Below are 13436 nucleotides of genomic sequence, written 5' to 3'. Positions count from 1 at the left end.
GACCTCCACGCGCCCAGTGACCACCACGACCCCGGTGACCTCCATGACCTCCATGACCTCCATGACCTCCGCGACCCATCCCGCGAGCTGGCTGGTGCCGCTGCGCCGGCCGGATCGGCCCCGCGCGCGACTGGTCTGCGTGCCCAACGCGGGAGGCGGCGCCACGACGTTCCGCGGCTGGGCCGACCTGCTCCCCGGTGACGTGGAACTGTGGGCGGTGCGCTCGCCGGGCAGGGAGACCCGCATCTCGGAGAATCCGCCGCACAGGCTGTCGATGATCGTCGATCCGGTGATCGACGGGCTGTCGCGCCTGGACCCGCTGCCGTTCGCGCTGTTCGGGCACAGCATGGGCGCGCTGGTCTCGTTCACGGTGACGCGGCGGCTGCGCTCGCGCGGGTTGCCGGGTCCTGGACGGCTGTTCGTGTCGGGCTGGAACGCCCCCCAGGCCCGCGACGGCATGCCGCGGCTCGGGCAACTCGGTGACGAGGACCTGATGCGGGTGCTGCACCGGCTGGACGGCATCCCGCCGGAGGTGATCGGCAACGCGGAGCTGATGAGCCTCGTCATGCCGGTGCTGCGGGCGGACCTGAACGCGGCGGAGTCCTACGTGCACGAGGACGAGCCACCGCTGGCCTGCCCGATCTCGGTGTTCGGCGGAAACGGGGACCCGACCACGACGGCGGCCGGGCTGAGCGCGTGGAGCGCGCAGACGGGGTCGGCGTTCCGGCTACGGCTGCTGCCCGGCGGGCACTTCTTCATCCACACCCAGCGCCGGACAGTGCTGCGCGCGATACGGGGAGATCTCGGCACCTGCCGCTGAGGGACGCTGAGGGACGGGGAGTCCGGCCGAGCGGGGAGTCCGGTGCCCGCCGACGGGCGGGAGTCCTGGACGGACTCCCCCACCCGAACGTGCCCACCGGTCAGCGGGTGTCCCAAGGAAACCGGGAGGAACTCAGCGCTTCTTGCCGGTGAGCCTGCCCATGGACAGGGTGGCCTCGGCGCCGTAGAAGCGGCCGACGCGCTCGACCTCCCGCTCCAGCTCCCCGGTCTGGCCGGAGTCGAGTTCGACGAACGACTCCAGCTTGATCTCGACCTTGCCGCCCTTCTCCCTGCGCTCCCACATTCCGGACACGACCCCGTCGACCAGCATGATCTGGTGGGCGACCGCGCCCTCGTACCTGCCCCGGCCGTGCTGGAAGACGCGGGCGGCGGTGTCCTTGGGCACAACGACCTCCTTGGGACCGCTGCCGAGGACGTACGCCTCGTACTGCGGCAGCAGCCGCAGGCAGCTCGGGTCGGACGGCCAGCGGCCCTCGTCGGCGGCCAGGACGTACGCCTTGCGCCCCTCGACCTCGACCTGGGCGACCTCGTCGCCGAGCGACTCCAGCGCCTCGCGCGCCTCGGGCGGCCTGAGCGCGAACCAGCGGGCCAGATCCTGGTGGGTGGCGGGGCCGTACGCGCGCAGGTAGCGGCGCACGATCTCCATCGCCGACTCCTCGGGGTCGGGCTGGTCCTTGACCTCGGTCTTCAGCCCCGCCCACCGGTCGGGCCTGACGTAGGTGACCTTGGCTCCCCGTACGGGCCCGAAGCAGAGCACGCCGAGGTAGGCGACGGGACGCAGCAGTTCGCCCCAGTTGGAGGCGAGCTTGTCCTTGGCCCACGCGCCAACGCGCCCGGAGACCTCCCCGGCCAGCTCCTCGCGGGTCAGGCACTCGCCGTCCAGCGCCTCGCGGACCGCGTCGACGAACGCCTCGCCCTGCTTGGCGGTGAGCCCGTGGTGGGCGTGCCAGCTGTCCTTGGCGCGCCAGTAGGGCTTCCAGCGCATGGCCGCCATCCACAGCGCCAGCTCGTCGGCGGCGTGCACGTGCAGGGTGCCGCGCAGACTGTACGTCTTGACGAGGCGCTTCCTGTCGTAAAGCTCCGCGCGCACCTGCTCCTGCGTGGCGCCCTTCACCCGTGACCCGATGGCCAGCTCGGCCGCGGCGGCGACCTGCGACTGCACCCCGCACACGTCGCGCACGGGTTTGCGCAGGTCGCCGGAGACGGGTTTCACGAGGTGATGGCGGGCCAGCCGCCGCGCGTGGACCTGATCCCAGGTGAGTGAGTTCATGGTCGACGCTTCTACCCCATGGGATGGAGCCGAACCTGGACGTGCTTGACGCCGTTGATGACGGGAGAACGCAGATAGTCGGGCGGCCCGAGCAGCTCCGCCCCCGACACCGAGTTCGCGAGCTCGTCCAGGAAGACGGTGAGCTCCAGCTCGGCGAGGGCGGCTCCCAGGCAGAAGTGCGGACCGGAGCCGAACGCGACGTGCCCGCTGCGGGAGCTGCGCGGGCGCCCGACGTCGAACACCTCCGGGGAGTCGAACACGCGCTCGTCGCGGTTGGCGGAGGTGTGCCAGATGACGACGTCCTGGCCCGCGTGGACGGTCTTGCCGTGCAGCTCGGTGTCGCGGGAGGCGCGGCGCAGCACGTGGCGGCTGGGCGAGGTCCAGCGCAGCAGCTCTCCCACCGCGTTGGGCACCAGCTCGGGCTCCTTGCGCAGCCGGTCCCACTGGTCGGGGTGCTCCATGAAGGCCAGCAGCCCCCCGACGGCGGCGTGCCGGGTGGTCTCGTTGCCGCCGAGCATCAGCACGTCGAAGAAGAGCAGGCACTCCTCCTCACTCAGCACCCCCGCGTCCTGGGAGCGGGCGAGCAGGCTCACGATGTCGTCGCCGGGCGACTTTCGGCGCTTCTCCACCAGGCCCTGGCAGTACAGCAGGAGCTGGCCGTGCGCCTGGGCGGCGTTGGCGCGCACGTCGGAGGTCATCTGGTACTCGCTGTCGTGCGAGCCGAACGCCGTGGAGGTGAGCCTGAGCATCAGGTCCCAGTCCTGGCGCGGCACGTCCAGCAGCGCGGAGATGCCCGCGACGGGCAGGGCCGCCACGACGGTGGCGAAATCGCACTCGCCCCGCTCCAGCGCGTCGGCGAACACGTCCTTGACGACCGAGCGCAGGTACGGCTCCAGGGCGGCGATCGCCCGGGGGGTGAAGCACTTGTTGACCAGCTTGCGCAGCTCGGTGTGGCGGGGCGGGTCCGTCGTGTTGATCATCTTGCCGGATCCCTGGTCACCGGTGTTGCGGTGCGGGCCGAGGGTGTTGGTCTGGTTGGAACTGAAGGTCTGGGGGTCCTTCTGGACGTTCACGCAGTCCTCGTACCGGGTGACCGACCAGAAGCCGGGCTCCTTGCCGTCGGGGTTCCAGTGGAGCGGGTCGTTGTCTCGCAGGTGGCGGAAGACCTCGTGGGGTCTGTCACCGACGTGCAGATCGGCATCGGCCAGATCGACATCAGTCATTTAGGAACTTCCCATTCCTCGGAGAATTTTCCGGCAGAAGTCATCTCGCCGGCGGGATGGCCCGATTAGCGGCGGGCCCGATTACCGGCGGGCCCTTAGCCGCGGGCCCTTAGCCGCGGGCCAAGCCTGATTACCTGCGGGGTGGTCCTGATTAACCCGCGTGCCGCCCCGATTAAGGCGAGGGCGGGATTATAGGCCGCCCGCCGGAGACCCGTCCGGGCGTTTTTCCGCGTTTCCGGCGACATGGTTATCGTCCTCCCATGGTGCTACGTGTCAAGCTCGTCCTCTCATTGCTCACGGCCGCCGCCCTGGTGGGAGGCGCTTCGCCACCGGCCTCCCCGTCGGCGGAACGACCCGCCACCTCGGGGGCCGCGCGGCCGTTCGCGATGCAGGACTTCATGACCACGAAGAAACTCGGCCAGGTCGTCCCGTCCCCCGACGGTAAATCGGTGGCGGCGGTCGTGAAACGCGGGCCGAGCGAGTCGAGCAGATATGGCGCATCATTTGTCGACGGAAACGAGCGCGCGGACATCTGGATAGCGGATGGTCAGGGCCCGGCGCGCGACGTGACACACGGTGCGAAGGACGGCACCGGCCACTACAACCCGGTGTGGTCTCCCGACGGGCGCATGCTGGCCTTCGCCTCCACCCGGGGCGGCGACGACGTGTTCCTGCACGTGTGGGACCGCGAGACGGGTGAGACCCGCAAGCTGACCCCGCGCGGGGTGCAGACGATGACGAACGCCTCGGGCTACCTGATCCAGTGGCTGGACGCGCGGCGGGTGATCGCCCCGATGGTGAACGCCGGCCGCTGGGCGCTGGAGTACGGGCAGTGGCTGGAGGCCCAGCGCGCCGCCCCGAAGCAGTGGGCCAAGGTCGAACGGGGCAAGGAGACCACCGCCTCCGTGCTCGACGGCTCCGCCACCCAGGGCCGGGACAGGCTGGACGAGGAGATCGCCGTCGTCGACGCCGTCACCGGGAAGATCACCTCGGCGGGCCCGGCCCGCACCTACACGGCGGGCAACCTGGTGGCCGACCCGACCGGGCGGAACATCGCCCGGGTGGACGACCTCGGCCCCACCCCGGCGCGCGCCGGGCAGCTCAAGCGCGTCCTGGAGCGGCGCACCCAGCTGGCGATCGCCTCCGCCTCCGGCGGGCAGCCGCGCGTGGTGGGCGACGTGCCGAGCCCCTCGGTCACCGTGCAGCCCCGCTGGTCCGCCGACGGCGCCAACCTGCTGATCGTCGGCAAGGCCACCCCCGAGACGCCCGACCCGTTCACCGCCTACCTCGTCCCCGCCGCCGGGGGGAGGGCCGCGCCGCTGGCCGCCGACCGGCTGGTGGCCACGGGCCTGCTGTGGGGGGCGGGAACCCCGCTGGTACGCGGGGTAAAGGCCACGAACGCTGTTGATCCCCTGGCCCGCCAGGACTGGTGGGCCTTTGACCCCGCCGAACCGGCCGCCGCACCGCGCGACCTGACCTCGCGGTTCAAGGTCCCGCCGCTGGAGCTGGTACCGGTGCCCGGCGGCGTGCTGGGCGTGGCCGACGGGCGCGCCTGGCTGATCGACCCGCGCACCGGGAAGGCCCGCGACCTGAACGCCGGTGGCGCCGCCCCGCTGGCGGAACTGGCCTGGCCGCTGGACGACGGCGTCAGGCGCAACGGCGTGCGGCCCACCGACCGGGGCGGCGCCGAACCGGCCAACCCCCGCCTCGACCGCGACTTCCCCCTGGTGCTGGCGCGCGACGTCAAGGGCGGCCTGTACGAGCTGGCACCCGGTGCCTCGCCCGTGCTGACCCCGCTCCCGTCGCCCCATCCCGACGCGGGCGTCGCCGGGTACTCCCCCGCGAACCGCACCGCGGTCTTCGGGGCGGGCGGCGACAAGGGCACCGCGCTGTGGACCTCCCACGCGGGCCGCCACACCCAGCGGCTGTCGCTGAACGGCCACCTCGCCCAGGTGATCCCTCCGAAACGCGAGCTCGTCACCTACCAGGGGGCGAACGGGGAGAAGCTGACCGGCGCGCTGCTGCTGCCGCCGGGCCACCGCGACGGGCAGCGCCATCCGCTCGTGGTCAACGTGTACGGCACCCGGATCGTCTCCACCCTGGAGGACGTGCCGGAGTTCCAGGTGAACAACCCGAGCTACCTCACCCTGCAGTTCCTCGCGGCCCGCGGCTACGCCGTGCTCGTCCCCTCGATCCCCCGCCCCGAGGGCGAGGCCGCGGCCGAGCCGATGACATGGCCCACCAAGCCGATCATGAACGCGGTGGACGCCGCGATCGACGAGGGCGTGGCCGACCCGAAGCGGCTGGCGGTACTGGGGCACTCCTTCGGCTCCTACAACGTGCACAGCCTCGTGACGCAGACCGACCGGTTCAAGGCGGCGATCGCTATCTCCGGCTTCTCCGACGTGATCAGCAGCTACGGCGTGTTCGACTCCCGCTTCCGCTACACGCCGCGCGCGCAGGAGTGGTTCGCGCCCGCGTACATCGAGGACCCGGCCTTCGAGTTCGGGCTGGGCAAGCCGCCGTGGGAGGACCCGCAGAGGTACGTGCGCAACAGCCCGCTCCTGCACGCGGGAAAGATCAAAACGCCGGTGCTCATGCTGCACGGCGAGCGTGACTACCTGACCCACACCGGCTCCGAGGAGATGTACACCGCGCTGGCCAGGCAGGCCAAGAAGGTGCGGCTGGTCAGCTACTGGGGTGAGGCGCACATGCCGTACTCGATGATCTCCCCCGCGAACTTCCAGAGCATGATCGAGCAGGAGCTGGAGTGGCTCCGCCTGAACCTGCCGGGAGGCGACCAGTGAGACTTTTCTCGCCCGCCCAGGAACGGGCCTGGCTGGAACACCGGATCCGCGGCGACGCCGTACCGGACGGGATCTCCCTGCGGCTGCGGCTGACCGGCCCCCTCGACGAGAAGGCGCTGGGCTCGGCGCTCGGCGACCTGGCCGCGCGACACGAGGTGCTGCGCTGGGCCCTGCCCACCCGTGGCGACGGACCCCGCCCGGTAGTGGCGGCCGGGGCACTGCCCGCGCCGCGGGCGGTGCCGGTCGAGCCGGAGAGGCTCGGCGCGGCACTGGCCGAGGTGGAGGCCCGGCCGTTCGACCCGGTGACGGGGCCACTGGCGCGCGTCTCCCTGCTGGAACTCGGCCCCGAGGAGCACGTGCTGGTGCTGCGCATGCACCCGTGCGTCGCGGACGAGGGCTCCGTCGCCGTACTGTCCGCCGACCTGGCCGAGCTGTACCGGGCCCGAGCCGAGGACGGCTCCCCGCGCCTGCCCGGCACACCCCGCGTACCCGCCGAGGACGACTTCCCCCACCCGGACGCGACGGCCTCGGGCATCCCGGCGTCGTCCCCTGGTCCCCAGGAGGCCTCGGCCTCCGACGACCGGGGCGTGCCACCCGCCGGCAGCCGGGACGGACCGCCCGGCGCCTCCGCACCGGCCCCCGGCCCCGGTCCCGGTCCCGAGGTGACGGATGGGAACAGGCGGGAGTTCTGGCGCGAGGCGCTGCGGGACGTGCCGCCGCTGGAACCGGCCACCGACCGGCCGCGCCCCGGGCGCCGCTCCGGCGCGGGCGGGGCGCACCGCTTCGAGGTGGCCGTACCGCCCGAGCTGGGCGCCCCCTCCCTCGCGGTGCTCGCGGCGTTCGCCGTCCTGCTGTCGCGCTGCTCGGGCCAGGAGCGCTTCACGATCGGCGCGCACGCCCCCGGCCGCGTCTCGGGACTGCTCGGCGGGGAGCCGAACGAGTTCGCCGGGACGGCCGGGCCGCTGGACGATCTCCTCCCCCTGCCGGTGGACCTGTCCGGCGACCCGGACCTCGCCACGTTCTCCGCCCGCCTGGGACAGGCCGTGGACGACACCTGGCGGCACCGGCTGCCACTGCAGGATCTGACCTCCGCCGTCGCCCCGCCCCGCGACCCCAGCCGGGGCGCGCTGTTCGACGTGGCGTACGGCGTTGTCCGCCGTCCCGCCGCGCACGAGGCGGCGGGCCTGCGCCTCGAACCGCTCGGCGACGGGGAACCCGCCGCCCGGCGGACGGCCTGCGACCTGGACCTGCGCCTCACCACCGGCGCACCGGACGGGACCGGCCCCCGGACCGGAAACGGGACCGGCGACAGGACCGGGACCGGGAACAGGAACGGGAACAGGAAAGGCGACGGGAATGAGACCGGTAGGGGGGAGGGCGACGGGGATGGCGGCCGGTTCCGGGCGACCCTGACGTACGCCACCGATGTCTTCGACCACGCCACGATCGAGTTGATGGCCGCCCGCCTGACCCGGCTGCTCGGCGAGATGGCCCACTCCCCCGCGCGGCCGGTGCTCGATCTACCGCTCGACGACCGCTCGGGCCCGATCTCGGGCCCGCCCGCGGCGGTGGACCTGGACGCCCCGGGATCCACCCTGGCCGCGCTGATCGCCGCCCAGGCCGGGCGCACCCCCGACGTGACGGCCGTGGACGGGGACGACGGGCGGCTCACCTATCGCGAGCTGGACGAGCGCGCCCGGGAGCTGGCCGGATGGCTCGCCGCCGAGGGGGTGGGCCCCGGCACCGTGGCCGCGATCTGCCTGCCGCGCTCGGCCCGCCTGGTCACGGTCGTGGCGGGGGTGCTGTACGCGGGCGGCGCGTTCCTGGCGCTCGACCCGTCGCAACCGGCTCCCCGGCTGGAGTACCTGCTGTCCGACGCGGCGGCGGCCGTCCTGCTGAGCACCGGGGAGATTCTCGACGGCCTGCCGGAGGGCGGGGGGCGCCGCCTCGACCTTGACCGGCGCGACCCCGCCAGGACCGCCGAACCCCGCCCGGCCGGATCGCGCGACCTGGCGTACATGATCTACACCTCGGGCTCGACCGGCCTGCCCAAGGGGGTGCTGCTGGAGCACTCCGGCGCGTGCAACCTGGTCATGGCCCTCGCCCCCGAGCTGGGTATCGGCCCCGGGGTGCGGCTGCTGCAGTTCGCGCCGCCGACCTTCGACGCCTGGGTGTGGGAGGTGTTCACCACGCTGGTCTCCGGGGGCACCCTGTGCGTGCCGGAGGCGGGGAACATCCTCGTCGGCCGGGCGCTGAGCAGATGCCTGTCGGAGCGCGAGGTGAACGCCGTGCTGCTCCCCCCCTCGGTGATCGCGACGCTGCCCGGCGACGACCCGCTGCCCGGTCTGCGGGTGCTGGTGACCGGCGGCGAGGCGTGCACCCCCGAGCTGGTGGAGCGCTGGGGCACCGGCCGGCGCATGGTCAACGCCTACGGGCCGACCGAGGCGACCGTCATCGCGACCCTGGCCGACTGCTCGCCCGGCGAGGGCGTACCGCCGATCGGGCTGCCCATGGCGGGGGCGTACGCGCTGGTGCTGGACACCGCCGGGCGTGTCGCGCCGTGGGGGGTGCCCGGCGAGCTGCACGTCGGCGGCGCGGGCGTGGCACGCGGCTACCACCGGCGGCCCGCGCTGACCGCCGAGCGGTTCGTCCCCCTCGCCGGACCACCGCCCACGGCACCGGACGGGCCGTCACCGTCGGCACCGGACGGGCCTTCGCCCTCGACATCAAGCGGACCACCCCCCTCGGAGTCGGACGAACCTTCGTCCTCGACGCCAAACGGAGCGCCTCCGGGGCCTGACGAACCTTTCCCCTCGACGCCGGGCGGGCCGCCGTCTCCGATGTCCGGCGGGCGGCTCTACCGGACCGGTGACCTGGTGCGGCAGCGTCCCGACGGCCGCCTCGACTTCATCGGCCGGGTGGACCACCAGGTCAAGCATCGCGGCTACCGGATCGAGCTGGGCGAGATCGAGCAGACACTGCGGGCCTGTCCCGGCGTGGACGACGCGGCAGTGGCGCTGGAGGACGAGCAACTGGTGGCCTACGTGGCCACCTCCGCCTCAGAATCCGGCTCGGAATCCATCTCCGCGCCCGCGCCCGTCTCCATCTCAGGATCCGGCTCAGGATCCGGCTCAGGATCCGGCTCAGGATCCGGCTCAGGATCCGGCTCAGGATCCGGCTCAGGATCCGCGACCTCCGCCTCGGGATCGGCCCTCTCCTCTCCGGTAACGGCGAAGGACGCCAGGGCGTGGGCGGCCGGGCGGCTGCCCGGCTACATGGTGCCGGGGATCGTGCACGTGCTGGACGAGCTGCCGCTGACCAGCGCGGGCAAGATAGACCGCCGCCGGTTGGCCTCCTCGGACGCCCGCGTCGGGAGCCGGTCGGACGAGCCGCGCGACCGGCTGGAACTGGAGGTGCTGGAGGCCTTCCGGCGGGTGCTGGACGAGCCGCGGATCGGCCCGCACGACGCCTTCTTCGAGTCGGGCGGCGACTCCCGGCTCGCGGTGACGCTGCTCGGCCGCCTGCGCGGCGGCCTGCGCAGACCGGTCGCGGCCCGCCTGCTCTGGGAACGTCCCACGGCCGCGGGCCTGGCCTCGGCACTGCGCGAACTCGGGTAGGCCAGCGGCGCGTGTAGCCGTACGCGACGCCACCGCGCGGGTCGAACTCGGGTGGAACCGCACCGCGCGGCCCGGCCGCGGCCTCGGACCCCAGAGGGTTCAGCCCGCGGCCGGGACCGCGGTGATCGAGGTGCTAGGCGTGGGCGGCGGCCCAATCGCAGATGGCGGCCAGGGGTTCCCGCAGCGTCTTCCCGAGGTCGGTCAGGAGATACTCGACGTGCTGTGGCGCGGTCTCCTTCAGGACGCGCCGTTCGACCAGACCATCGCTCTCCATCGCTCGCAGCGTCTCGGTCAGCACCTTCTGCGTGATGCCGGGTAGCCGGCGGCGCAGTTCGGCGTGCCGTTGCGGTCCGGCCAGAAGCGCGTAGATCACAAGCACCCGCCATTTCGCGGCGAACCGTTCCAGCGCCTGCCTGGTCGCGCAGCTCTCCTCCAGCACCTCCGGGATAACCAGGGCCATCGGATCCCCCTTCGCCACGCCGCCCGCCGGGTAAGGGCACCCGAAAGTGCCTTCTGTCCGGCCGTTCCGGCTCAGCCTAGCGTGAAGATCAAACGATCAGCCGGAAGGAATTCCCCTCCATGACCGACCTCAGGATCCACACCTACTCCGCCGCCGAGCCGGGCATCTTCGTCAACAGCTACCTGTTGGAAGGCGAGGACGGGGTGATACTCGTGGACGCCAGCCTGCTCGTGTCGGACGCGCGGGCGCTGGCCGCACGCCTGGCCGCTCTGCGCAAGCCACTGCTCGCGGCCTTCGTGACACACGCCCACCCCGACCATTTCAACGGCCTGCCGTACGTGGTCGGCGACGACGTACCGGTCTACGCCACGGCCGCCGTCGCCGAGACGATCGGTAAGATCGCGGTTCCGAAACGAGAGCAGTGGCAACCGCTCTACGGTGACGAGTGGCCCGATCGGTATCGAGTCCCCGACCACATCGTGCCGGACGGCCAGGTCATCGAGGTGGGTGGGGCCCGGGTCGAGGTGCGCGGCCTCGGTGAGGCGGAGAGCCACGCCGACTCGTACATCCTGGTCCACACCGGCTCGCGGCGGCTGGCGTTCATCGGTGACGTGGCCTTCCACGGCGTGCACTCCTACACCGCCGACGGCCACACCGGCCCGTGGCTCGACGTCCTGGACCGGCTGACCGGCGAGTTGGACGGCGTCGAACTCTATCCGGGCCACGGCGCGCCGCACGATCACACCCTGCTGGCCGACCAGCGACGGTATCTGCTGATGTACCGGGAGACGGTGCGCGGACTGGCCGATGGTGAAGCGGCCCTGAGCGAGTCGCGGAAACAGGAGCTGACCGACACGATGACCCGCTTCCTGCCGGATGCGCCGTTGAGCTGGCTGGTCGGGCACGGAGCCGACGAGGTCGCCGCCGAACTGGCCGCGGAACCCGTACACGGCCCTCCCCCCGGGGCGACGCCGCCGGAGGCGAAGTAGCCGCGAGTGATCGGATCCCGCTGTCGGGCAGGGGTTTCCACCGCGGCGTCAGGACCTGTTCGTCGGCCTACCCGAGAAGGTGGGCGTCCCCGAACGACTCCGAGGCGCCACGGCTTTCCATCCTGATCAGAGCCTCAGCCGAAAGGCTTTGACCTGGTCTTACGCGGCTACTGTGCGGCCGGTGGCCGGCCGGTGCGGATCATCTCCCGATCGAGCCCCGAGACCACGCGGCGTATCTACGCGCCGGCCGGCATCGACGACGTGCGGAGCTCCGGGTCCCGGCAAAGGCGGCGGGCCTGCTCGGCGACCCGGCGGCCGAGGTGTTCGGCCGTCCGGAGGTCCGAGTCGTGCATCAGCTCCGGCCCCTCGTCGACGTTCGAGGCCGCCGCCGCTCCCAGCCAGAAGCCGAGCCGGTTGAGCGCGTTCTCGTCGGAGGTGCTGGAATTCCACCCGGACACCAGCCCGAGACTGACCCAGAGCATGCCGTGCTGGGCCGCCAGCAACGCCATGTACTCCAGCGTGTGCAGCTTGTCCCCGCTCTTGGACCCCGAGTTCGTGAACCCCGCGGCCAGCTTGTCCGCCCAGGCCTGCTCCGTCCAGCGCTGCACCGAGTCCCGGGCGAACGTGTGGAACTGCGGGCTGGCCGACCCCATGTACGTGGGCGACCCGAACACGATGGCGTCCGCCGTGTCCAGCAGCGACCATTCCTGTTCGGTGATGCCGTCCACCGAGACCAGCTCCACCTTGGTGCCGTCCACGGACGCCGCTCCCGCGCGTACCGACTCGGCCAGCCGGGCCGTGTGCCCGTACCCGCTGTGGTAGGCCACCGCCACCAGCGTCGACTCGTTCTTCATTGCGATTCCTTTCGTCACGACGTACGCGCACAGCTTGGCCGCCACGGCTCCCTCGCGGACCGGCCGTTCGGGCGGGCGGACCTACCCGAACGAGTGGGCGGACCAGGGGAAGGGACCTACTACCATCGGGGCCGTGGCGGAGTCGTGGTCGGCCGCCCTGGCGGCGGCGCTGAGGGTGGTGCGGGCGCCGCTCGACGGCGTTCTGCCGGAGTTGTCGGCCGTGCTGTCCGCCCTGGTGCCGCACGAGGGGCTGGTGTTGTTCACCGGGGACTGCCTGTTGATGTCCCCGCTGCTCGTCCACGGGATCGACGGGGTGAGCGCCGACGAGGTGAGCCGCCTCGTCCCCCTGGTGGCCGTCGATCGTCCCTGGTTCGGCCCGTTCACGCTGGCGGGGGTCGAGCGGCCGGTGTTGGCCGTGGCCGTCAAGCCACCGAAGACCACGGGCGGTCTGCTCGCCGTCGTCACCACCGGCACCGGCCCACCGGAACCTGACGTGCGGGAGATCGTGACGAGGCTCGTCGAGCTGACGACCGCGCACCTGGCCGACCGCGTGTCGCACGCCGAGCCGCATGACGTGACGGGCCCGTCTGTCACGGCCGTCGAGGACCTCGCCGACGCCCACGCCGCGACGCTGACCTCACTGCTCGGCGTCCTGCGGTCCAGGCGGCTCGACGACGCCGCGGCCCGCCGTGTCGCGGTCCAGCTGGCCGTGCCCGCGCTCCTGGAGGCCAGGGCGGGCGGCGAGCGTGACCTGGGGGAAGAGGAGGCGGGCCGGGCGTTCGACGCGCTGACGGAGAAGCTCTCTCTGCTCACCCGCTATCACGATCTCACGCTGGAGTCGGCGGGGCCGGATCAGCGGGGCAGGCCGTTGCCCTACGAGGTGGCCAGAACGGCCAGGTCCGTGGTGCGGGGCGCGGTGCTGGCGATGCTCCAGCAGGGCGGGCTGAGCCGGGTCAGGCTCTCCTGGGAGGTGGCGGATTCGCTGCTGCGGGTGACCGTACGCGATGACGGTCCCGGCTCGCTGGCGGCCGACGCCCTGTCGGTGCACCGGCTGCGCGACCGGGTGGCGGTGCTGGGCGGAACGCTCGGCGTGGACGCGGTCCCGGGCTGGGGCACGACGATCACCGCGGACCTTCCGTTCGGTCCGGTACGCCCCCAGCCCCCGGGCCCGCTGGACACCCTCAACCCGCGCGAACGCGACGTCCTTCACCACCTGGCGCTCGGCCACCGTAACCGGATGATCGCCACCCGGCTGGGCATCAGCGAGAACACGGTCAAGTTCCACGTCGCCAACATCCTCGGCAAGCTCGGCGTGAGCTCGCGAGGCGAGGCCGCCGCCCTGGCCCACGGTCGCATCCCATGACGACCGGCCGTGT

At 72.5% G+C, this 13436-nt stretch carries 9 protein-coding genes; 5 read left to right on the top strand and 4 right to left on the bottom strand.

From position 1 onward, the window contains the following. The first annotated feature begins 16 nt into the window (after positions 1 to 16). Positions 17 to 820, top strand: a complete 804-nt coding sequence (locus OG587_RS27775; protein WP_329080279.1) for a thioesterase II family protein — start codon at positions 17 to 19, stop codon at positions 818 to 820. Between the two features lie 132 nt (positions 821 to 952). Here the strand turns inward: OG587_RS27775 and OG587_RS27770 are convergent, their stop codons facing one another. Continuing rightward, positions 953 to 2110, bottom strand: coding sequence for a winged helix DNA-binding domain-containing protein (locus OG587_RS27770; RefSeq protein ID WP_329080277.1), 1158 nt, complete (start codon positions 2108 to 2110; stop codon positions 953 to 955). A gap of 11 nt (positions 2111 to 2121) precedes the next feature. Beyond that, a complete protein-coding gene (locus tag OG587_RS27765; protein ID WP_329080275.1) occupies positions 2122 to 3333 on the bottom strand; it encodes a cytochrome P450 in 1212 nt (403 codons plus the stop codon). Positions 3334 to 3593: 260 nt separating this feature from the next. Here OG587_RS27765 and OG587_RS27760 point away from each other — a divergent pair, with 260 nt between their 5' ends. Together OG587_RS27760 and OG587_RS27755 are read left to right on the top strand one after the other, a co-directional pair. Beyond that, entirely contained in the window at positions 3594 to 6140 is a 2547-nt protein-coding gene (locus OG587_RS27760; RefSeq protein WP_329080273.1) for a S9 family peptidase, read from the top strand. Beyond that, a complete protein-coding gene (locus tag OG587_RS27755) occupies positions 6137 to 9757 on the top strand; it encodes a non-ribosomal peptide synthetase (RefSeq protein WP_329080271.1) in 3621 nt (1206 codons plus the stop codon). The genes OG587_RS27760 and OG587_RS27755 overlap by 4 nt, the downstream gene beginning before the upstream one ends. Positions 9758 to 9890: 133 nt before the next feature. Here the strand turns inward: OG587_RS27755 and OG587_RS27750 are convergent, their stop codons facing one another. Next, on the bottom strand, positions 9891 to 10217 hold the full coding sequence (locus OG587_RS27750; RefSeq protein WP_329080269.1) for a winged helix-turn-helix transcriptional regulator: 327 nt from the start codon (positions 10215 to 10217) through the stop codon (positions 9891 to 9893). A 119-nt stretch (positions 10218 to 10336) separates the two neighbouring features. Here OG587_RS27750 and OG587_RS27745 point away from each other — a divergent pair, with 119 nt between their 5' ends. Then, on the top strand, positions 10337 to 11206 hold the full coding sequence (locus tag OG587_RS27745; protein ID WP_329080267.1) for an MBL fold metallo-hydrolase: 870 nt from the start codon (positions 10337 to 10339) through the stop codon (positions 11204 to 11206). A 236-nt stretch (positions 11207 to 11442) separates the two neighbouring features. On the opposite strand, the gene OG587_RS27740 is transcribed toward OG587_RS27745, so the two are convergent. Then, positions 11443 to 12060 (bottom strand): flavodoxin family protein, encoded by a 618-nt coding sequence (locus OG587_RS27740; RefSeq protein WP_329080265.1) that lies wholly within the window; start codon positions 12058 to 12060, stop codon positions 11443 to 11445. A 133-nt stretch (positions 12061 to 12193) separates the two neighbouring features. On the opposite strand from OG587_RS27740, the gene OG587_RS27735 reads away from it, so the two are divergent. Further along, a complete protein-coding gene (locus OG587_RS27735) occupies positions 12194 to 13423 on the top strand; it encodes a helix-turn-helix transcriptional regulator (RefSeq protein WP_329080263.1) in 1230 nt (409 codons plus the stop codon). Positions 13424 to 13436: the final 13 nt, after the last annotated feature.

Source organism: Streptosporangium sp. NBC_01469 (genome assembly GCF_036227305.1).
Lineage (GTDB): Bacteria > Actinomycetota > Actinomycetes > Streptosporangiales > Streptosporangiaceae > Streptosporangium.
The sequence above is the reverse complement of the archived record's forward strand: the minus strand, read 5'-3'. Positions and strand labels throughout refer to the sequence as shown.